Raw genomic sequence first — 21,529 nt, 5'->3', positions numbered from 1 at the left:
TAATGGGGCAGAGTTGAGCCAGAATGAGGTTAGACCATGCCCATATCTGAAAAAGAACGAATTGTGCGGGCTTTCTTACTGCTTCTGCATCGAGAAAGCAAGAAACCAGATAGTGCAATTATTCCCCCCGAGGCTTGGGAAACTTTAACGGAACTGAAAGCCAGCCTCGCGTCAGCCAATGATGATATTAAAACCATAAAGAAAGCTATTACAGAATGGTGTAAAAAACACCAATATAGTCAAATCCTCCAAGCTCTCCGACCCGTCCAAGGTGATGCGATTCCTGAAGACGAAGACCCAGATGAGGACGAAACGGAACGGCAAATCCTCAGACTCACAAACTTCTCAATTCGATTTGTGGATGAAACGATTAGCCAAGCTAAAGGGCAACATGAGCAGCAATCATGATGACAGACAAGGTAATTTATGCCCCAGAAGTTCGTTTATTCACCTATCATTTAAAAATTCTAAGAACCACAAACCTCAACGACCCGGATCGGAATATAGATTTAAGGTCAATGATTGCCTATTATGTGCGGTTATTGGCGGATTATACGCTGGTGGATTCGCTCATCAAGAAGTTACAACGAGACATTTTATCCCCTTTGTCAATTCTGGAGAGTTGGCTTCCGGATATTGATAAAATTCAAGTCTTGGTCTGGTGGTGTAAACAGAGAATAACTATTCTAGAAAATCTCATTAATTTAAACAATCATTTGAGCAGATTGACCCTAGAAGATGTCATTCAAGACTATCTATTTCGGTCGGATTTTGAAAAATTAACGAATGCTAATAGTTCATTTTTTCAAGGCATCAAGAATCCGGGCAAGGTAGGCATTCAACGAATTAATTTTAATTCAAGATATCGTGGATTTTTCCACCCACAATATATCAATGATAGCTATAGCTTTTTATTACACTTACTCCATCCCCAGAAACAAGGAAAAGATGGGGTTAAATTCTCAGATATTTCGGAATTAAGACCTCCTGAGTCATTTTTTACCGGAACCTCATCAAACCTAAATGACCCCCTACAAACTCATCTCCAGCAAGCATTTTGGGGGACAACGATTCTGTTTAGTGGTTTTATCGACTCTTCCGCAGGGAGTCTGGAGGGGAGTAAACCATTAGCCGATCGGCTATTACAAAACCTGTTAGGAATTGACTCCCTAGAAACAGCGCCACCATTTTTAGCTAGTCGCGAGTTTTTGGGAGGATTTTTGTATGAGTATCAAGATGTTTATAACCGCCATCCCTACGGACAGATTCTAATTTTGCTGATATTTTCAGAAGAGAGTAAAGAGAAACTCAATGCGGTCCAGTGGTCTTTACCGGAGTTGTTTTGTTATGAACACAAGATTTGCCAAAATTACCTGGACAGTCGTGGGGAATATAAAAAGGCGAATCAGGATATTGAAACGATAGAGAGGACGATTCGGACGTTTCCGCCTAATATTGCGACGAATGTTCCGCCGGATTTATCGGAGGAAGAGTTAAAGTTATTGAAACGGGAAATCAAGAATTTGTTGGATTTGTCGTTGCGCTATTCTCAAAGAATGAGAAGTTTGGTGACATTCGAGAACACCATTGAAATTAATCGGCAAAATTATCTAAATACTTTGACGCGAATGGAGGTTAAAACTCAAAGTGATTTAAGTTGTTTGCGGGATAAGGCAAATTATATTTTTGGAACGTTTCAGGGACAAATTAAAGTGGATTTGGTTTATCTTCAGCAAGGGGAACGGCTGTTAGATACGGCAATTAATACGATTCGGGGATTAGTAGAAATTGACCAAGCGGAACGCGATCGCATTCTGGAAAACGAAATTCAGGCGATCGGTGTGGGTATCGCTGCGGGGGCGATCGTCGCTTCAACGTCTGGTTTAATGACTGAACCCTGGTATTTACCCAATCGCCAAAAACTAGACTTTCAATTACCCCATCCCTTTCTCACTGCTTTACTCGCGAGTTCTGTCTGTTCTTTTGGAGCCTGGAAAATTGCCCAAAAGTGGATTAACCGTCAGCGTAACTTAGAAAAGCTCCAATCAAGCCAACAGGCATCATCATTGCCACCGGAGGAGGGCGATCGCCCAAAAAAAGAGAAGTTCGGGTGAACCATCCGGTGAATTAACGAATCCCACGAAGAAACTGTTAGCATGGAGAGCTAAGGGGAGGGCGATCGCCCAAGTTCTCCGTCTACAAACCCCCCAGTTGCGTCATTCATACAACCTGGAGTAATCGATTCAATGTGTGGAATTGTTGGATACATTGGTACTCAAGAAGCTAAGGATATTCTCTTATCTGGATTGGAGAAGCTGGAATATCGAGGTTATGATTCGGCAGGCGTTGCCATGATTTCTGAAGGCGAACTGCACGCCATCAAAGCCAAAGGAAAGCTGTATAATTTGCGCGATAAGCTTAGGGGGGTTGAAGATAGCGCTCGTGTAGGCATTGGGCACACTCGATGGGCAACCCATGGTAAACCGGAGGAGTATAATGCCCATCCCCATACCGATAAGCAGGCAACGGTGGCGGTTGTCCAAAATGGAATTGTGGAAAACTATCGGGAGTTGCGGGAGGAACTGAAGGCAAAGGGTCATGAGTTTGTGTCCGATACGGATACGGAGGTGATTCCCCATCTGATTTCTGAGTATTTATCGCTGAACTCGAATTCCCTCCTAGAAGCGGTGCGGCAAACGGTGAACCGGTTAGAGGGGGCATTTGCTGTTGCCATTATTTGTACCCAATTTCCCGATGAACTGATCGTAGTCCGCCAACAAGCCCCCCTAGTTATTGGCTTTGGTCAAGGGGAATTTTTCTGTGCCTCCGATACCCCAGCCCTGGTTTCCCACACCCATATTATTCTGCCCTTAGATAACGGGGAAATCGCTCGCCTGACTCCCCTAGGGGTAGAAGTCTATGATTTTCGGGGAGAGCGACGGGTCAAATATCCCCAAACCCTGAACTGGCATCCCAGCAGCGCCGAAAAACAAGGGTTTCGCCACTTTATGCTCAAGGAAATTTATGAGCAACCGACGGTTTTGCGAACCCAACTCGATGCCTATTTTGACCCAGAATGGTATCTCCAAACCCAAAATCCAACGGTTGGTGAGCGTAGTCGAATCACAGGTTCTAATCCACCTTCTGCCCCTGCATCCTCTCCAGGACTGGTGCAACTCAACTTACCCCAAAGCCTGTATGAGAACTTAGAACAGATCCAGATTGTGGCCTGTGGAACCAGTTGGCACGCGGCGCTAGTCGGGAAGCATTTGCTGGAACAATGGGCGGGGGTTCCCACTTTTATTCAATATGCCTCGGAGTTTCGCTATTCTCCCCCACCTTTAACGGCGAATACGTTAACCATTGGGGTTACCCAGTCGGGAGAAACGGCGGATACCCTGGCAGCTTTGGAGATGGAACAGGAGCGGCGCAAGTCCCACCATTCTCCGGCATATCAACCGCGAATGCTGGGAATTACGAACCGGCCGGAAAGTTCTTTGGGTCGGCTGATTCCCTACATTATTAATACCCATGCCAATTTAGAGGTGGGAGTGGCAGCGACGAAAACCTTTAGCGCTCAGGTGATGGCGTTTTATGCCTTAGCTTTGGATTTGGCCGATCGCCGCAAGACCCTGAAAGCAGAGGCGATCGAGAGCATCATCAAGAAGTTGCGCGAATTGCCCCCACTGATTGAACGGCTGATTGAGGAGCAGGATGATTATATTGGAGAGTTGGCCCATCAGTTTAATGAAACCAGCGATTTTATCTTCCTGGGTCGCGGAATCAACTTTCCCATTGCCCTCGAAGGAGCCTTGAAGCTCAAGGAAATCAGTTATATTCATGCCGAAGGCTATCCGGCTGGCGAAATGAAACACGGCCCCATTGCTCTGTTGGATGCCAAAGTGCCTGTGGTGGCGATCGCCGTTCCGGGACTGCTGTACGAAAAAGTCCTCTCTAACGCCCAAGAAGCCAAAGCCAGAGACGCTCGTCTAATTGGAGTCACCCCCAAAGACTCCCTCGAAGCTCAAGATATTTTCAACGAAATCTTAGCCATTCCCACGGTTGATGAGTCTCTCTCGCCCCTCGTGAGCGTGATTCCCCTGCAATTACTGGCCTATCACATTGCCGCCCTCAGAGGTCTCGATGTCGATCAACCCCGGAATCTGGCTAAATCGGTGACGGTAGAGTAGGGAGATGGGGGAGTGGGGGAGATGGGGAGACACGGAGACGCGGGGACGCGGGGACGCGGAGATGGGGAGACGCGGAGATGGGGAGACGCGGGGACGCGGAGACGCGGAGATGGGGAGACGCGGAGATGGGGAGACATGGAGAACTTCCTATTGCCTATTCCCCATTCCCCATTACATAAAAAAAACTTTTCTATGCAACTCTTCCCTTTCCTAGAGTGTTATGCTATTGTGAGGGAGTAACAAGAAAAATAATTCCTAGCTGTTCTTGTTCTCTAATTCTGCAGAATCTTCACGAGAACCCTCACTCGCCACTAGGAAAGCACACATAGAAAAGATTTGACAAACTTCAAATATGAATCAAGGTTGTATGAGCCAGCAGGTTGTTCACCCAATGTTTAAACTGCAATCCAAAGTGAAATCATTGGTCGATTCCAATATCCTGAAACCGACAGATGGCATTTGGAAAATGGCATTTCTGTATGGAGACCAGTGGCAATATTGGAAAAAAGAATTGCAAGCCTACGATTTCTCTATGCACGATCCCGTTAGTGAACTCCTGGCTGTAGAAGAATGGGAAGACTAATTCCGGTCTAGGGGTAGCGAGCCACTCATGGCATCCCCTAGCTCATCGTAGGGTGGGCAACAGAAGAAGCCATACAGCGCTTTTCGATGTTATGAGGTACAGTTATCGAAATTTTAAGGGTTGAGTGCCTTCCCATGAAAAGCCTGAAAAATGGGGATTATAGCGTGAAAAATGGTTTTCCCATTACCCATTACCCATTACCCATTACCGCGCGAAGCGCTGTATCATTCAAATTCTACCCAAAGACCCTGCCCACCTGACTCCTATACTTTAACTGATTACCCGCACTTGATATTAATGGAACTTGATATGACACAATTTTAAATGAATAAACCGATTCCTGGTCAATTATCAAGCCAAGCTGTCACACCGGGCTATCAATCTCAATCGCCAGACACCACTCCTCAAGTTGATATATTGGGTTTTAGATTGCTGCAAGAACGTACCCCATCACAACGGCTGGCAATGGGAGCTGGGATGAATCAGAATGCTCGTCAGTTTTCTCTCTCCTGTTTCCGCCAACGCTTTTCTGACTTATCTGAGATACAACTGGCTCAGAAATTAGCTCAAGCTTGGTTAGGAGAGGCGCATTTCCTCGATGCTATAACGACTAAAAATCCAATGAATTGGACTCAAGATTCAATTGCCTTAGCAGGGCGGTTACACCTAATTTTTGAATCCCTCAATATCCCTTATTATATTACAGGCGGAGTGGCAGCGATCGCCTATGGGGAAGTTCGCACGACTCGTGATGTTGATATGGTTATTTTTATTCAGCCTCAACAGGTTACCGAACTAGCAACTGAATTAGAAATTGTTGGGTTTTATGTTCCTGGTGTAGAGGATATTGTTGAGGGTCGGATGGGAATATTACAAGTCACTGAGATTGAAACTATTTCCCGTGCAGACCTCATTTTATCTGATGATAATGCATTTGATCGCATTCAATTTGAACGCAGACAACAATACAAAATTCCAGGTGGAATTGAGGTTAATCTAGCATCCCCAGAAGATATTATTCTTAATAAACTTCAGTGGAGAAGTCAAACTGAATCGGATAAACAATGGCGAGATATTTTAGGAATATTGAAAGTACAAGGAGAATCTCTGGACTTTAACTATCTAAATGATTGGTCAAATCGTCTAGGATTGAGCCAAGACTTACAACAAGCACGAAGGTCAGCCGGACTTTATATCAATTAACAATTATAGTCGATTTGAATGCCGAATGTGGGTTTATAGCTTTACAGCTGAAAGTGCAGACTCTAAAGCTTGCACTAGCTCTTCAGCCGTTTGGAAGCGATCGCGGGGTTTAGGAGCCGTCGTCTTTTCAATCACCTCCCGCAGAGGTGGAGCCACTGCTTCCACGGACTGCAAGTCTAAACGATAGGAGAAATCGCGACGGCGTTTGTAATATTTTAATGGCTGCTCTCCCGTGAGCAAAAAGACAAGCGTGGGCCCGATCGCATATAAATCCGATTGGGTCACCGGTTGTCCCCGATCCTGTTCGGGCGCACTATAGCCCTCAGCCCCAATCCGGGTTCCCAAGGGCGTTCCAATCTCTTTAACCGCCCCAAAATCAATCACCACAATCTGACGATCCAAACGTCGCAGAAGCAAATTCGCCGGTTTAATATCCCGATGCACAATCGGGGGAGACTGGCTATGCAAGTAACCCAAAATCTTGCAGGTTTGAATCATCCACTCAACCGCCACCGGTGCAGAAAAGCACCCCTGCTGATACAACAGACGCTCTAAATCTTCACCATGGATTAATTCCATGGCCAAATACTTTTTACCCTCCTCAATAAACGAATCAAAAAAGCGGGGAACCCCTGGATGGTTCAACCCCTTCAGGGTACGAGCTTCCCGGTCAAACAGTTCCCTCGCCTTAGCAATGCGAGCGAGATCGGAATTCATCTCCTTGAGGACAATTAACTGAGAAGTCTGTTGTTCCGATAGGGGAGGATAGGCCAAATAGGTCGTTCCCATACCCCCTTGGCCCAAAATGCGCAAAATCTGATAATCTCGCACCTGCTTTTCAATGTGCAAAGGTTGACCGCAATGGATACAAAACAGATTATTCGGAGCATTGCCTTCATGGGTACATCCTGAAGTTCCTGGAAGGGGAGCAATTTCCTGATTGGCAAACGTCAGCTCTAAAATCGGCCCTCCAGCCGCTAACTGAATCAGACTTTTGCTCTCGACCACAATTTGGGCGATCGGCTGATGGTTCACTAGCGTGCCATTCGTCCCTCGGTTCGTCACCTTCCAGGCGATCGCCCCCTTATCCTGAATCGGTTCTAACTCCAAATGATACCGAGACACCAAATCATTAGAAAGCACCACTTCATTATCCTGGGCCCGGCCAATACAAACTTTTCCTTGGGGAAGAAACTCCCAGCTTTGGAGCGGATCTCCTTCCTTTGGATCTAACAACGTCAGGGTAATCGTCCCTTGCATTATCGAACCTCAAACCATACCGACTTTCTCCCAGCGTCCCCTAACGGCTCAACCCTCCCAAATTGGGGCGCACCTTAGCCCGCACCAAAACCACCGTAATATTGTCATGGCCATTATGTTCATTAGCCAAATCAATTAAATCGCTCACTCCCCGCTCCAGATTGGCACGAGAACTCATGAGCGGCTCAATATGGCTACCCACATGCTTTTCTACCAAATCATTATCCGTGAGACCATCGGAACTTAACAGCAACAGACTATCTTGATTCAGTTCAAAACAATAAATATCCGGTTTGACAAAATCATTATGGCGGGGCCCCAAAGCTTGGGTCAATTGATAGGCATCCGGACGAGCAAACGCTAATTCCGGTTCTAACCCTCGTTTAATTTCCCGTTGGGCCACATCATGGTCTTGAGTTAATGCCGTTAACCCTTGTTTGCGGCTAAACATATATAACCGACTATCCCCCACATGGCCAACAGCCACATGAACATCTTGAATCAAGACCAACACCAATGTAGTTCCCATGCGTCCGCTTCCGGTACGACTTTGGGATTGATTGATATCATAGATCGCTTGATTAGCCTGGAATATCCCTTCTTCAATACATTCCGTCGAGGGCAGGCGGGATTCAGAATCGGGCAAGTTAAACCAATGGGTTTGAAAATACTCTTTCAGGGTTTTTACCCCCACCATACTGGCCTGTTCCCCTCCCGCATGGCCCCCCATGCCATCACAGAGAATATACAGCCCTTTGGCGTGGATGGTGCGCCCGGTTTTATCTTCAATGCGTTCTAATTGGGTGTGAATGAGAAAACTATCTTCATTGTGGTCTCGCTGCATTCCCTTGTCGGTTGCCCCGGCATAATCGAGGCTAAACAGTTGCATGGGTAACACCACAGTGGGCATATCCTCGAAGGGAGAAATAGGGGGAGCTATCTGGGTGGGGGCAGGGAATCCGGAAGGATTGTAATCGCTGTAGTCAATGGGTTGGGTTTTGTCCTGATCGAGTTCTTCTTCAGGATAGAGGGGGGCAAGGCTTTCGTCGTCGTCCAGGTCTGGATCGCCGTGTTCTTCGGCCAAAATTTCTTCCAGGCGATCGCGTACTTGGTCAACGGAAGTCATTTTTTCCCCTTGTAGGTCTTGCAAGAGGGACAGTAGCGATCCCACTTGGGTCATCTCTGACTGTTGAAACAGTTGTTGCCAAACTTTACCCAACTCTCTAAGGCTGACTCCTTCTGGATTGCTGTCAGGATGTAAGCGTTTGAGGCAGAGAATTTCATCTTCATCGAGCAGCAGGTTACTTAATTCTAGAAGGCTTTGGCAACAATTGACCGTTTCGAGCTGTTCCCACAGATCGAGCATCTCATGAAACATAAAGATAATTTGTTCTGAGGGCATGTTTTCTTCTCGCCACAGATCTACCACGGGTTTCCAGTCTGAGCGGTCTTCGAGAACCATGACCGTTTGGTTTTCTGCTTCCAGCCGAGATTCCTGTAGAGACGGGACACGATGGCGATCCGTTTCGCCCAATTGGGATTCAAGCACTCGATAAATATGGGCGAGTTCTGGGACTATAACTTGTGCATCGTTTGGTGAGATATCCATAGGGTTCTTTAGCTTTAATCTTTATCTTGAGTTAGGAGAATTGTTAATTAGTACGTCTGAAGATCCTGGGAATCCAGAATACTGGCTTAAGAATGGATAACGATCGTCAGGAGCGTGGGATAGCTGGGTAGAAGGCGACAATCATGCGACCCATCGCTAAAGCGATCGCACGATCTCTTGCATCTTTCAGGATAGCAGGTTAAATTTCCCCATGGTGATTTATTGTCTGAGTTTGATGATTCGATGAAGAGCCGTTTCATTGTGTAACAAATTGCAAAAATCCTGTTCGAGCTATAAGGAAGGAATCTTAAGATAACTGGAAGGAGAGGATTAAGCACATTTATTTACTCGACCCCCTTCGCTGACGCTTGTTACTCCAAGGTTTACCCTTGCTAAGATCATGTCTTTTACCAGAGCCTTACCCTCGATTCAACCCCATCTACCGAGAATTCCCAAAATCAGTTCCACTGTATCTGCCCTTTTAGCCGTATTTTTCGCGATCGCCTCTTTGTCCTTTGCTGCCATTTTCATTCGCTTGAGCGAACGAGAGCTGGGGCCATTTTCCACGATTCTCAACCGATTTTGGATTGCCTTTTTAGTCCTGGGGGTGATTTATGCCCTAGAACAGTGGAAAAACAAGGAGGCAGTAGACCGAAAGCCGAAAGTGGAAGCAATGAATCGACAGGATGTATTGTTGCTGATCGCTGCTGGGGTCATGTTTTGGGGGTGTCTGGCGTTTTGGGCTTGGTCTCTAACCCTCACCGGTGTGGCCAATTCGACTATTCTACATAACCTAACTCCTTTATTTACGACTCTGGGAGCTTGGGCGATTTTCCATGAATCTTTCGATCGCCGGTTTTTAACCGGGCTATTAATTGCCATGATTGGGGCAGTTGCCCTGGGACTCGATGACTTCCAGGTTGGTACTGAACACCTCAATGGGGACATTGCTGCCCTATTATCGGCTGTTTTTTCGGCTGCCAATTTGATGTTGATTGAAACCCTGCGCCACAAATTCCCCGCTACGGTGATCTTAATGTGGTGTTGTGGGGTAGGTGCGATTCTCTCCCTGCCGGTTGTTTTACTGGCTGAAGACCAACTGTTTCCGATTACTCTCTCCGGATGGCTTTCTGTGATTGGGTTAGCCGTGATTTGCCAAGTGGTGGGACAAGGATTACAAGCTTATAGCCTCAAGCGTCTGTCTTCTGGTTTAGTGGGAATTTTCCTCTTGCTCGATCCGGTGTTTGCCGCCATTATTGCTTGGATTGTCTTTGCCGAAGGCTTAACCCTGGTGAACACTCTGGCGTTTGCTACGGTTTTAGGGGGAATTTATTTAGCTAAATCGAGTCAATATAGCGATCGCATTCTCAATGAAGAGTCGTCTACTGAGGAATCTTTAGATGAAAATGTCCGCGAACCGGATTCATGTCTGCGAGGCGGATTCATGTCCGCGAAGCGGATTCATGTCCGCGAAGCGGAAATACCCTAATTAAAAATGTAGGGAGCAAGATGCTCCCACTCCAGTAATATCAATCGATTGACTGAGTGCGGGCATTTTGCTCCCTAGTTTAACCCATTTTCATCATAGTATCATAGTGGATTAAGTTCCCTGTTAGGTCTGCGGCCATGAGTTCCCATATTCTGCTGATTGAAGATGAAGCAAAACTGGCTCGTTTTGTAGAATTAGAACTGCAATATGAAGGATACCAGGTAACGGTTGCGGGGGATGGTTTGACGGGATTAACCCGGATTCGAGAGTTAAAACCGGATTTGGTGATTCTTGATTGGATGTTACCGGGGTTGAGTGGGATCGATCTCTGTCGCCGTTTACGCCAGACAGGGGAGAGTGTACCGGTGATTCTATTGACTGCTAAGGATGAAGTCGGCGATCGCGTCGCGGGATTAGATGCAGGTGCAGATGATTATTTGGTCAAACCCTTTAACATTGAGGAACTCTTGGCTAGGATTCGGGTACAGATTCGTCGAGTACAGAAATCCGAGCGCGAGTATTTAGCCTTTGAGGATCTGAGCTTAGATCGCAAGTCGCGGGAAGTCAAACGCGGCGATCGGGCGATCGAGCTAACCGCCAAAGAATTTGATTTGTTAGAATATTTACTGATGCATCCTAGGCAAGTTCTCACCCGCGACCAAATTCTAGAACAGGTTTGGGGCTATGATTTCATGGGCGATTCTAATATTATTGAAGTCTATATCCGTTATCTGCGCTTAAAATTAGAAGCCAATCAGGAAAAACGCATCATTCAAACCGTGCGCGGTGTCGGCTACGTTTTGCGAGACTAGAAAAGAACGATATGGATCATTGATTAATGCCTCACAACAAGGAAAAATAGCACTTAAAGCATCTTTGAACAGTCGCCTCAAAATTGAAGAAGCGATCCGTTGTGAAATGACTCGAAGCGCAGCATAATGAGCGAGTCTGTTTATTGCTGACCATCCTGCTCCATTTATTACTAAAGTCTATCGAGACGGAAGAATTAAAGCCTGGAAAAAGCCCCAAGAACTGCTGGAGGAAATTCAGTGATTGGCTGTACTTAAACCCTGAAGTAGATAAGCTATGCTAAAAGAAATCGTTTGCGCTCAGTAGGCTTATGCATCAATTTTTCTCCGGGCCGTTAACTGTTGAGAAGATCCCGGTTACCGTGAATAACTTACCTCCAGAGTTACGAGGGCTGAAAATTACCCAGCTCTCTGATTTTCATTATGATGGAGTGAAACTTTCTGAGGAACTGTTAGCCGAAGCTATTCGTACCAGTAATAGCATGAATCCCGATTTGGTGGTCTTAACGGGGGATTTTGTCACCTATGAACCTGATCCAATTCATGACTTAGTTAAACGGTTGAAACGACTTGAGTCTCGGCGGGGGATTTATGCGGTTTTAGGTAACCACGATCTTTATTATCCAACCACTAAATTTATCGTGACTCAAGCTTTAACTGATATTGGCATTCAGGTGTTATGGAATCAAGTCAGTTATCCTCTGGGAAAAGGATTGGCTTTGGTGGGATTGCCTGATTTTTGGTCACCGGATTTTAATCCGGCCTCTGTGTTCAACGATCTCGATGAGCAAGTCCCGCGAATTGTGCTTTCCCATCAACCGGATAGTGCGGAAGTCTTACAACAATGGCGCGTGGATTTACAGTTATCGGGTCATACCCATGGGGGACAAATTGTGTTACCGGAATTGGGGCCATTAATTGCGTATCAAGAACGAGCAATTCTGGCTACACCACCGTGGTTACGTCAGTGGATACCCTTGCTACAACGCAAGTGCGATCGCGTGGTTAAGCATTGGGAATGGTCAGCCGGACTCTATCAACTCAATCATAATCGCCTTTATGTGAATCGGGGATTGGGAACCTATCCCCCTGGGCGCTTATTTTGTCCTCCAGAGTTAACGGCGATCACTTTGGTTTAAATGGCCCGTTTTAATCGGCGAGTCGGCCAAACCGATACCCTTTCCCATAAACGGTATGAATTAAGGGGGATTCTCCGGGTAACTCAATTTTGCGGCGCAGTAAACGCACTTGGGCGGCTAAAACATTACTATTGGGGGATTCATCGGCGCTCCAGAGAGCTTGATAAATTTGGTCATGGGTGAGGAGTTGACCGGGATGTTGCATAAAGTAGGCGAGGAGACGACATTCTTTTTCCGAGAGTTGAATTAAGCGTCCTTGGCGATCGCCCATTTGATTATCGAGATCTAACCTGATGTCTTCCACCTCTAACACGGAACGGTTAGGGGCGGTGAAACGGCGCAATAAGGCTCGTACCCTAGCGAGAAATTCCCGCAACTCAAAGGGCTTAATAATATAATCATCCGCACCACTATCGAGTCCCATCACGCGATCGTCTAAGGTATCTTTGGCAGTGAGAAACAGAACCGGAGTAGAAGATTGACCCTTTCGTAGCGATCGGCAAATGTCTAATCCAGAGCGATGGGGTAACATCCAATCGAGAATGAACAGATCGTATTCTCCAGTTGTGGCTAATTGTTCTCCCTGTTTGCCATCAGTGGCAACATCGACTTCATATCCTTCTCGTCTGAGAACTTGAGTCAGGGACTCGGTTAAGGCAACTTCATCATCAACTAAGAGAATCTTCATGTTCCTAATGCTCTATTGTCTATTATGGTCAGCAGCGATCGCCGAGCCAATCAAAGCTGAGGATAACCATACCAACAGCCGAGTTTCGGTAAGATAGGGATCAGAAGACTCGATCGATGGACTCGTAACCATTTTCTAATCTGTGTTGAACCCTTCTCCAGCTCTTTCCTTATTCGCTATCTTAATAGCGATCGCTCCCTTAACTTCCTGCGCTAATAGCTCTGGAGGTCAAAGTCTAGAGCAACTGCTTGCACCCGATCCCCAACTACAACAACCTCCTGCGTCCCAACCCTCTCCCCAAGCTTCTGTTCCCCCTGCTCCTGTTGCTGCTGTTAGCCTTCCAGATAACTTTCCCTCTGCTATTCCCCAATATCCCAACGCTACTCTAGAATTGGTTTCTCCCCTAACTTCGGCCCAAGAAGGACTCATTACCCGTTGGTTTAGCCCTGACTCTACCACGGTAGTCAGACGCTATTACCAACAGCAATTCACTGAGAATAACTGGGAAATGACCAGCGCTCAAGATGCACCGGAGCTGTCTGCGCGTCGGGAGGATTTACAGCTTACCCTCAGTTTTGCGCCCCCGACTTCTGGACAAACGACTTATACCTTAACTTATCGTATAGAAACTATAGAAAATACGCCCACGGTCATCAGTTCTCCAAGTCCTTCCCCTTCTCCTACTCCGTCGCAAGTTTCGACTCCTCTATCGCCAGAAGTCAAACAATTGATCGCCCTCGGAATTACGAATGATATTTCTGTAGAAGCGTTTCAACCCAATGAAATCATTACCCGTCGAGAGTATGCTCGCTGGTTAATCAACGCCAATAATCAAATCTATGCAGACGATCCGGGTAAACAGATTCGGTTAGCCTCTGGGACTGGAGAGCCAGTTTTCCAAGATGTCCCGAAAAGTGACCCAGATTTTGCCTATATTCAGGGTTTGGCGGAGGCGGGGTTAATTCCCAGTGCCTTGACTGGAGAGGCAACGGAAACCCGGTTTCGTCCTGATGCTCCCCTAACGAGGGAAAATCTCATTGGCTGGAAAGTCCCGTTAGATACTCGTTCAGCACTGCCAAAAGCCACGATAGAGGCGGTCAAAGACACTTGGGGATTTCAGGATACGAGTAAAATTAATGCCCAAGTTTTACCGAGTATTTTGGTGGATTTCCAAAATGGAAACAATGCTAATATTCGCCGCGTGTTTGGCTATACTCGGTTGTTTCAACCGCAAAAAACAGTGACCCAGTTGGAAGCAGCAACGGCTCTAACGTATTTTGGGACACAAGGAGAGGGGCGATCGATTCATACAATTGATCGGGAGTAATCACTCATGAGTATGGACTGCTCCCCGTTCTTCTAGGGCGGAATGTTGGCGCGGTAATTGAAGATAGAGGATACACTGGAGAGGTTGAAGTCTGTCGGACTTCAATCCTTTTTGATGTGTATTTTCCTGTTTGCTATGTCCCGGACGAGCGGTGTGCTGTTGTGTCTGGCTTATATTATGGGGTTGCTTCTGGTTCCGGTTCCTGGGGGAAGTTATGGGATGCTGGTTTTGGGGGCGATCGCCGCGTTTAGTATTCCTCGATATTGGCGGATGGGGCCCAAGTCTGGGATGTGGTTACTGGCGGGAATTCTGGGGTTTATAGCCAGTTTTTATTTTAGTTTTCGCACGCCCCAACCTCCAGAAATAGACTTCAGCCCTTGGATCGGTCAACCGGTGACGGTGCAGGGAAAGGTACTCAGTGAACCTCAGTTAACGCGATCGCACCGTATCCGGTTTACACTCAAGGTCAGTCAGATTGAAGATCGGCCTGTTCAGGGAAAGTTCTACACCACTGTTCCCTTATTGCAAGCGACGGGATTACATCCGGGATATCAGGTAGAAGTTAGGGGAAGACTGTATGAACCACAACGATCGAGTATCCCCGGAGGGTTTGATTTTCGGCACTATTTAGCCCATCAGGGGATGTTTATGGGGCTGAGTGCTGAAACTGTCAAATTTGATGTAAATCAGGGTTCCTGGGGCTGGTGGTGGGTGCGTCAGCGTATTTTGCGCTCCCTGGTGCAGGGGTTGGATGTGCCGGAAGGAATAGTCATCAGTTCCATGGTGCTGGGTCGTCGAGCGGTAGATTTACCCTTTGATATCCGGGATAATTTTATTCAGGTGGGACTCGCTCATGTGTTGGCGGCCTCTGGGTTTCATGTGTCGTTGTTGCTGGGATTTGTGTTAACTTTAACTCAGAGATTCTCGAAGCGAATTCAGTTTCGGGTGGGGATTATCACCCTGATTCTCTATAGCGGGTTAACGGGGTTTACACCTTCGGTATTGCGAGCGTCGTTAATGGGATTTGGGGCGGTTTTAGGGACGTTATTAGACCGTCGAGTGAATATTTTAGGGTCGTTATTATTGACGGCAACAGTGTTACTTTTAGTCAACCCGTTATGGATTCAAGATGTAGGATTTCAGTTGAGTTTTTTGGCGACGTTGGGGTTAGTGGTGACGGTTCCGGTGTTGATGGAAATCTGGGAGGGTTTACCTCCGGCGATCGCCTCTGCATTCGCGGTTCCTGTCAGTGCTTTTCTCTGGACGTTTCCCCTACAGTTGTATCATTTTGCTGTCCTGTCTTCCTATGGAATTTGGGTTAATTTGGTGACGTTACCCTTGGTGGTGCTGCTCACTCTGGGGGGGATGGTGGTGGCTTCTATGGCGGTGATTTGGCCGTTGTTGGGGAGTTGGGTCTCTAGTGTTTTATATTATCCCACGGTGGCGTTTCTGGCGATTATTGATGGGTTTACCGAGCTGCCTGGAAATTCGGTAGCAGTGGGTAAAATTTCGGCGCTTCAGTTGCTGGTGCTGTATGGTGTGATTCTCTTGTTTTGGGTAAAGGGGAGAGTACCAATTAAGTCTAAAATACTGCTGGGGATGGGGATCGGTTTGGCGATCGCCGTCGTAGTCATTCCCCTATGGTACACTCAAGCCTATAGGTCTCAGGTAACGGTGTTTGCCACTCGCACCCCAGCGATCGCCATTCAGGATCGGGGTAAGGTTGTCTTGGTCAATACGCCAGATTTTGGAGTCGCCCAGTATACCCTAATTCCCTTCTTCCAATCTCAGGGGGTCAATGAATTGGATGCTGGGGTGATGCTCAATGGGGGAAATGCTCCCATTGAGGGATGGTTGAGGATTTTGGATACCTTACCCATACGCCGATTTTATCAGATTGGTGACCTTGTAGAGCAGGTAGAGCAGAAGATTGAGGAGCGGGTGGAAACCTATCAACTGTTGCAGGTGAATCAGGGTTTAAACTGGAAAACCTTGAGCATTGAAGGCTTGAGTTTAGATCCGCAGGTTTTGGGATTTGAGTTGGAAAATAAACGTTTTTTAATGTTAGAAGGTAGGGGTTTTACGGGTGCTTTTTGTGAAGTGCAGTCCTGGTGTAATGATTATGCTGGGGAGACTGTGTTAATTTGGTCGGGTAAGGGGATGGCGCTGGAAATGATAGAAAAAATACAGCCAGAGGTGGCGATCGCCCTTTCTGAGGATCTCGATCCGGCTATTTTATCCGCATTAAAAGCCACAAATAGCACAGTGTTTTTAACGGGAAGAGATGGGGCAGTTCAATGGAATTCTCAACGAGGATTTAGCACCACTGCTGATGTGCAAGCTCGGAATGATTTTGCATTGTGATCGACTGAGGGGGATGAACCACGGAGACACGGAGGGACACGGAGAGGGTTTACAATCAGATCAAAGTTCAAAAAGCTGGTTTAGCTCTTGGTCAATGGGTTTTGGGAGGGTGAAGGCTGCGTTTTTCATGCCCTCGATTAAGTCTTGAAATTGTTCTAGGGTAGGATTAACCTCAAGTATCCATTGGCGTAAAATATCGGGAATAGTTAAGTGGGCAATGCCGAGAATTTGTGCAACTTGACAGGCAGCTTCGTCGCTGGATAAAAAGATGGCAATGCTGGTATTGCGTTCAGCTAAGGTTAAGCAAGCAGATTCACCCCGACCAATGCCATGGGTGGTCATGAGTTGTTCTCGGCGTGGAATTTCTTGGAGTTCTAAGGGGGTGATTAAAAGGCTACCGGTTTGAAGGTGGTGATAAAGTTGGTTGGCGTTTTCTAAACGGATTTGAAAGCGTTTTCTGGTAAGCTCTGGTTGTGATTGAACTTGGCGACGTGCGTATCGTAATCCTCTGGCTAATTCACTTAAGTTTTGGTCAGATTCTGTTAGAGGTAAGTTATTTTCATCAGCATTGAAGACTTCAGAGGGGAAAATGGCTTGAGGGGTATTCAGGGCTTCTAAAAGAATGTCAATGCCTTGGGGATGAGAAAAAGCGAAGACCCGCAAAACTACGGTGTCCAGAACAAATTGAGTCATAAACTTTAGGCATAAATTTCTTCTGGAACTTCTAGGGATTCTTCATTGAGTCGATCTTCTAATTCTAGATCGCTAATGCCTAGAATTTCAGCGACGCGCCTGAGAGAGAGCAAGTTTTGATTGAGGGCTTTATGGCTTAATTCTAAAAAGATTCTGGGAAGACGCTCTTCAGGGGGGAGGGGACGGATCTCGAATGAATTGGGTAAGTAACTATAGCCTAAAGATGTGGCTAAGGCGACGGGTTTTACTCCCTTAAAGTGTTCTTTGGATACTCCGAGTTTACGATCGCCGCCTAATCGATGCAAGGTATCCCCATAACTTACCCCAAAGTATCGGGCAATGTGAATGACTTCTTCGGGATATTTGACAGTTTTGATACCCATAGTATCTAGTAATTCCTGTAATCCTTCGGGAGGAATGAGAAAGTAGGAGGCAAAGCGATCGGCAAATTGTTCTTGGGGATCGTTGCTGTTCAAGGGACAGAGGACGGCATAGCGATCCCAGTGAAAGAAACAGTGGGCTATTTCATGGCTGAGGAGGAAAGGAAAGCGGGTATAAGATTGCTTCTCGTTGATGACAAGGATGGCTCCTAATGTGGGATGGCACAAAAACAGTCCGGTGAGTGAATTATTTCCTCCACCAAGGGGAACGGAAAATACTGGATATCCTTGAGTCTCAAGAAATGTTTTTAAATAGTGCAGGGGAGCCATGCCTAAGTTAAAGTGGCGGCGCACTTTTTGGGCGTATTGAGCGATTTGATCGTTGGAATATTGGCTCTGAGAGAGTGGGGGAAAGGGGTGGTGTAGGGGGCGATCGCCGTTTACGGGCAATGGAGTATGGGTAATCTGATACAGTTGTTCGAGTTGATGAATGATTTGAATTAATTGGGTAATTCCGGCTTTAGCTTCTGGCGATAGATCCTGAGCCATTCTTCTTAAATGGGTTTCCCAATGAGGTAAGGGGTTTTGGTGATTATTATCGTCAAAAAAGTACGTGACTGGAACACCGTATAAATGGGCCAAGCGATCGAGTATGAGAGCCTCTATGCGTCGCTTCCCGCTCTCGTATTGGCTGAGAGCGGCAGGGGTAATACGGAGTTTTTGGGCGGCTTCGGTTTGGGACAATTGGGCTAATTCACGGGCTTGACGAAGCGATCGCCCTAAAAGCAATTCAGGTTGATGGCTCATATACATTTTTAACGATTTGTTATTTTTGCGGTGTCAGCTTATTATTTTAACAAATTTGAGGCGATCGCCCATCTCCCCATTCCCCCATTACCCCAATTGCCCCGGTAGACGTAATTGGCGCGGGTGAACTAATTTACCGTCGAAGCTGAGGGCTTTGTCTTGGAAGGTGCGGGCGTTGGCTAGGTCTTGGCGCAGTTGGGCCCGATCTAAGGTGTCGGGGGTGTCGTTGATTAGGTGGATCAGCAAACGGGTGGCTAGATCCCGGCCGGAGACTTGGATGCGCTTTTTGGTGGGGTTAAAAAGGATACCGTACCAGAGAGATTCGGGGTGATCGATGTGACTGAAGCCCCCTTGGGCATCATAGGCGCAGAGTTGAGTGAAGATGGGGGTGAGGCTGAGGTGGTGTTGGTAAACGAGGATACCGATCGCCCGAACGAGGGCGATTTGACCCACGGGACGGAAGAGCATATGGCCTTGGCCATCATGGCTTTCAAAGCTGAACCGGCGTAGGTCGGTACTCAAAGTACCCATTTCTAAAGCTTGGTAGCTGGGGAGGTTGGCCAGGTGGTCGAAGAGGGTGGAAAAGGTGGCGATCGCCTCATCGAGTTCCTCGTCTTCCGGGCGCAGGGGAATCAGTCCTTTTTCCGTGGGTTTCCAGTGGGGATAGGGATGCTGGAGATAGGCTTGAGCCATGTCTTTGAGGGCGGGGAGAGTAGTCAGAACGGTGGATTTGGTGGAGACGGTGGCGCTGTCAAAGTTGACTCTAGGGTGGCGATCGCTCTCTGCCTTCAGTAGAGGATGGTTAACCGCGAGACGACGGGCGACAATAGAGAAGCCGTCATCTTCATTCAGAAGCGCCAGTTGACCGGCACTCAGGCGCACCGCCATCAGGTTGACATGGACAAAAATCGAGCGAATGCGCCCCCTGGCTTGGTCGCGGGTTTCCCCAGGCAGGACGGCGGGCATAATTTCCAGGCCGATGGTTTCTTGGCCTAGGTTTTGCAGTTGGCTGGGGGTGATGGGGTAGTGCTGATAGAGGTCTTCAGCCGTAATGTTGGAGCCGGTGGGCTTTCTGTTTTTCTTGTATTTGGGTAGGGAACCGGTGCGGATCAGTTCCATCAGTCCTTGGATACCCATGAGCCGATGTTGGCCATCGAGGGCAAAAAGGGAGATACTGCGATCGAGGTTCAGTAGGCCCAGGGTTTGGTCGCGGTTGAGGGGAGTAAATTGGGCGGCGGACTCCGTAGCCCGATCTTCTCCGTCCCATTCGGGGGCATGGGGTTCATCGACCCAGGGAGGACTGACAACGGCGAGGATGGGGGGGAATTTGTGGTTGGGACGGACAGCTAGATATTGGGCTAGGGGGGCTTGGCGCGACCAGTCAAGGGGGCGCTGTTGTAGGTGTTCGATGGTTTCAGCATCCCGGATGGGGTTGTGGGTTTGGGGGTCGAATTTGTGTTGAAAGAGGGGGAGTTGGTGAGCAAACCGGACATGGTTAGAGAGCCATTCGAGGGTGACGGAGGCGAGGTAGGCTTGGCTTTGTCCCATTTGGGTTTTTTGGACGAGGAGTTGGTGGGGTGGGAGTGGGTCGAGAATGGTCATGGGGGAATTAAAAATTAAAAATTAGAAATTAAAAATTAAAAATTGGGGTTAAGGTTGATTATCTCATTGATGTTGGCTGGTTTGCCCTCTTCCCCCTGCCCCCTTCTCCCACGGGAGAAGGGGGTTCAAAGTCCCTCTCCCTGGGGAGAGGGATAGAGGGAGAGGGCAACACCTGCGGGAAGATACGCCCTCTTCCCCCTGCCCCCTTCTCCCACGGGAGAAGGGGGTTCAAAGTCCCTCCCCTGGGGAGAGGGATAGAGGGGCAATAAGTTTTCTAAAACTGACTCAACTTTTTAAAAAGTGTGTCATACTGGAGGAGTCGCGGGGGGAAAGGGTGATGTTGACGGCGTTTGAGTATGTGCTACCAGTGGTTCGGGGGATTCAGGGGGGAGATGAGTATTATACATCGATGTGTCCTCTGCGGTTTTTACCGAAGCTATTCCCGGTGGGGATGGGGGAGAGCGATCCGGTGTTGCGGGTGGGGCGATCGCCTTCTCGGTCTCGGATCAGGAGTTTATGCCGTTATATTTTAGACAATTTAGACAGCTATATTTTACCGGCGCTGACGGTGGCTATTGATGGGGATACGCGGTTTGAACCGGTGAGTGAGGAAGGGGAAGATTGGAAGATGGGGCGCTTGTATGTGCCCATGGATGCCACGTTAACCATTAATGATGGGTGGCATCGTCGGATGGCGCTGGAATGGGCATTACAGGAGCATCCAGAGCTGGGATATGAGACGATCGCGGTGTGTTTCTTTTTGGCGATGGGATTGGAGCGATCGCAGCAAATGTTTTACGATCTCAATTGCCATAGCATAGCTCTCGATCCGGGGTTGGGGTGGTTGTATAACCATCGGCAATGGGGCAACCGTTGGGTATTAGAAGTTGTTCGCAATGTGCGAAATTTACGGGAGTTAACCGATCTGGAACGGAGCCGCTTAGGGGCGAAGTCAGGTAAGCTGTTTACCCTGTCGATGGTGTATCCGGCAATACAGCATATGCTCGATCGGGGGGTGACTGTGGCGCAAGCGGTGTTATTTTGGCGGGGGATAGGGGAGGTGATACCAGTTTGGCGATCGGTGTTGACGGGGGAGTTGAGGGCGTGGGAAGTTAGGGAGCATTATGTGTGTTGTCAGGCGATCGCCTTTTTCGGGTTAGCAGAGGTAGGGGTTACCCTGTTGTCTCTGTACCCGGAGTCTTGGGAAATTTACTTACAGGGTTTGGCGGCGGTGGATTGGTCGGTGGCTAACCCGGTTTGGCAAGATTCGATTATCATTAAGGGACGCTTTCCGGTTTCTGCTACCACTAGGGTTTGGATGCGCGACTATTTGATGGGGTTTTTGGAAACATGAGTCAGTTTAGGAGGTTAATCTCACTCATGACA

The 21,529-nt window shown here is 47.7% G+C and carries 17 protein-coding genes; 11 read left to right on the top strand and 6 right to left on the bottom strand.

Annotated features, from left to right (window positions below; all coding sequences use genetic code 11):
• Positions 1-36 precede the first annotated feature (36 nt).
• The 5 genes from PJF56_RS11770 to PJF56_RS11750 all read left to right on the top strand — a co-directional run bounded on the left by PJF56_RS11770 (position 37) and on the right by PJF56_RS11750 (position 5,976).
• A complete protein-coding gene (locus tag PJF56_RS11770) occupies positions 37-408 on the top strand; it encodes a hypothetical protein (RefSeq protein WP_283762868.1) in 372 nt (123 codons plus the stop codon).
• Positions 405-2,114 carry a hypothetical protein gene (locus PJF56_RS11765; protein WP_283762867.1) on the top strand — a complete coding sequence of 570 codons (1,710 nt, stop codon included), beginning with the start codon at positions 405-407 and terminating at the stop codon, positions 2,112-2,114. The genes PJF56_RS11770 and PJF56_RS11765 overlap by 4 nt, the downstream gene beginning before the upstream one ends.
• A gap of 132 nt (positions 2,115-2,246) precedes the next feature.
• A complete protein-coding gene (gene glmS / locus PJF56_RS11760; RefSeq protein ID WP_283762866.1) occupies positions 2,247-4,190 on the top strand; it encodes a glutamine--fructose-6-phosphate transaminase (isomerizing) in 1,944 nt (647 codons plus the stop codon).
• Positions 4,191-4,557: 367 nt separating this feature from the next.
• A complete protein-coding gene (locus tag PJF56_RS11755) occupies positions 4,558-4,773 on the top strand; it encodes a DUF4327 family protein (protein WP_347179524.1) in 216 nt (71 codons plus the stop codon).
• 324 nt (positions 4,774-5,097) lie between these two features.
• Positions 5,098-5,976, top strand: coding sequence for a hypothetical protein (locus tag PJF56_RS11750; protein ID WP_283762864.1), 879 nt, complete (start codon positions 5,098-5,100; stop codon positions 5,974-5,976).
• Positions 5,977-6,009: 33 nt separating this feature from the next.
• Here PJF56_RS11750 and PJF56_RS11745 read toward each other — a convergent pair whose 3' ends face one another.
• Together PJF56_RS11745 and PJF56_RS11740 are read right to left on the bottom strand one after the other, a co-directional pair.
• Positions 6,010-7,236: a protein kinase domain-containing protein gene (locus tag PJF56_RS11745; protein WP_283762863.1), complete on the bottom strand. Its 1,227-nt coding sequence runs from the start codon at positions 7,234-7,236 to the stop codon at positions 6,010-6,012.
• A 40-nt stretch (positions 7,237-7,276) separates the two neighbouring features.
• Positions 7,277-8,845: a serine/threonine phosphatase gene (locus PJF56_RS11740; protein WP_283762862.1), complete on the bottom strand. Its 1,569-nt coding sequence runs from the start codon at positions 8,843-8,845 to the stop codon at positions 7,277-7,279.
• Positions 8,846-9,245: 400 nt separating this feature from the next.
• Between PJF56_RS11740 and PJF56_RS11735 the strand changes: the two genes are divergently transcribed.
• From PJF56_RS11735 to PJF56_RS11725, 3 genes are all read left to right on the top strand, one after another.
• A complete protein-coding gene (locus tag PJF56_RS11735; protein WP_283762861.1) occupies positions 9,246-10,334 on the top strand; it encodes a DMT family transporter in 1,089 nt (362 codons plus the stop codon).
• Positions 10,335-10,471: 137 nt separating this feature from the next.
• The gene (locus tag PJF56_RS11730; protein ID WP_283762860.1) at positions 10,472-11,146 is read left to right on the top strand and encodes a response regulator transcription factor; all 675 of its coding nucleotides are present in this window, start codon (positions 10,472-10,474) and stop codon (positions 11,144-11,146) included.
• Between the two features lie 308 nt (positions 11,147-11,454).
• Complete coding sequence (locus PJF56_RS11725; protein WP_283762859.1) at positions 11,455-12,282, top strand: metallophosphoesterase; 828 nt, start codon at positions 11,455-11,457, stop codon at positions 12,280-12,282.
• A gap of 10 nt (positions 12,283-12,292) precedes the next feature.
• Here the strand turns inward: PJF56_RS11725 and rppA are convergent, their stop codons facing one another.
• Positions 12,293-12,970, bottom strand: a complete 678-nt coding sequence (rppA, locus tag PJF56_RS11720) for a two-component system response regulator RppA (RefSeq protein ID WP_283762858.1) — start codon at positions 12,968-12,970, stop codon at positions 12,293-12,295.
• Between the two features lie 142 nt (positions 12,971-13,112).
• Between rppA and PJF56_RS11715 the strand changes: the two genes are divergently transcribed.
• Together PJF56_RS11715 and PJF56_RS11710 are read left to right on the top strand one after the other, a co-directional pair.
• A complete protein-coding gene (locus tag PJF56_RS11715; RefSeq protein WP_283762857.1) occupies positions 13,113-14,297 on the top strand; it encodes an S-layer homology domain-containing protein in 1,185 nt (394 codons plus the stop codon).
• 135 nt (positions 14,298-14,432) lie between these two features.
• Positions 14,433-16,661: a ComEC/Rec2 family competence protein gene (locus PJF56_RS11710; protein ID WP_283762856.1), complete on the top strand. Its 2,229-nt coding sequence runs from the start codon at positions 14,433-14,435 to the stop codon at positions 16,659-16,661.
• A gap of 60 nt (positions 16,662-16,721) precedes the next feature.
• On the opposite strand, the gene PJF56_RS11705 is transcribed toward PJF56_RS11710, so the two are convergent.
• The 3 genes from PJF56_RS11705 to PJF56_RS11695 form a co-directional block, all read right to left on the bottom strand.
• Entirely contained in the window at positions 16,722-17,354 is a 633-nt protein-coding gene (locus PJF56_RS11705) for a hypothetical protein (RefSeq protein WP_283762855.1), read from the bottom strand.
• A gap of 5 nt (positions 17,355-17,359) precedes the next feature.
• A complete protein-coding gene (locus PJF56_RS11700) occupies positions 17,360-18,541 on the bottom strand; it encodes a helix-turn-helix domain-containing protein (protein WP_283762854.1) in 1,182 nt (393 codons plus the stop codon).
• An 87-nt stretch (positions 18,542-18,628) separates the two neighbouring features.
• The gene (locus PJF56_RS11695; protein ID WP_283762853.1) at positions 18,629-20,143 is read right to left on the bottom strand and encodes a DGQHR domain-containing protein; all 1,515 of its coding nucleotides are present in this window, start codon (positions 20,141-20,143) and stop codon (positions 18,629-18,631) included.
• 337 nt (positions 20,144-20,480) lie between these two features.
• Here PJF56_RS11695 and PJF56_RS11690 point away from each other — a divergent pair, with 337 nt between their 5' ends.
• On the top strand, positions 20,481-21,497 hold the full coding sequence (locus PJF56_RS11690) for a DNA sulfur modification protein DndB (RefSeq protein WP_283762852.1): 1,017 nt from the start codon (positions 20,481-20,483) through the stop codon (positions 21,495-21,497).
• The last annotated feature ends 32 nt before the right edge of the window (positions 21,498-21,529 follow it).

This window comes from Roseofilum halophilum BLCC-M91, from assembly GCF_030068445.1.
In the GTDB taxonomy this organism is placed as follows: domain Bacteria; phylum Cyanobacteriota; class Cyanobacteriia; order Cyanobacteriales; family Desertifilaceae; genus Roseofilum; species Roseofilum halophilum.
Note: the sequence above shows the minus strand (reverse complement) of the source record. Positions and strands in the feature narration are given on the sequence as shown.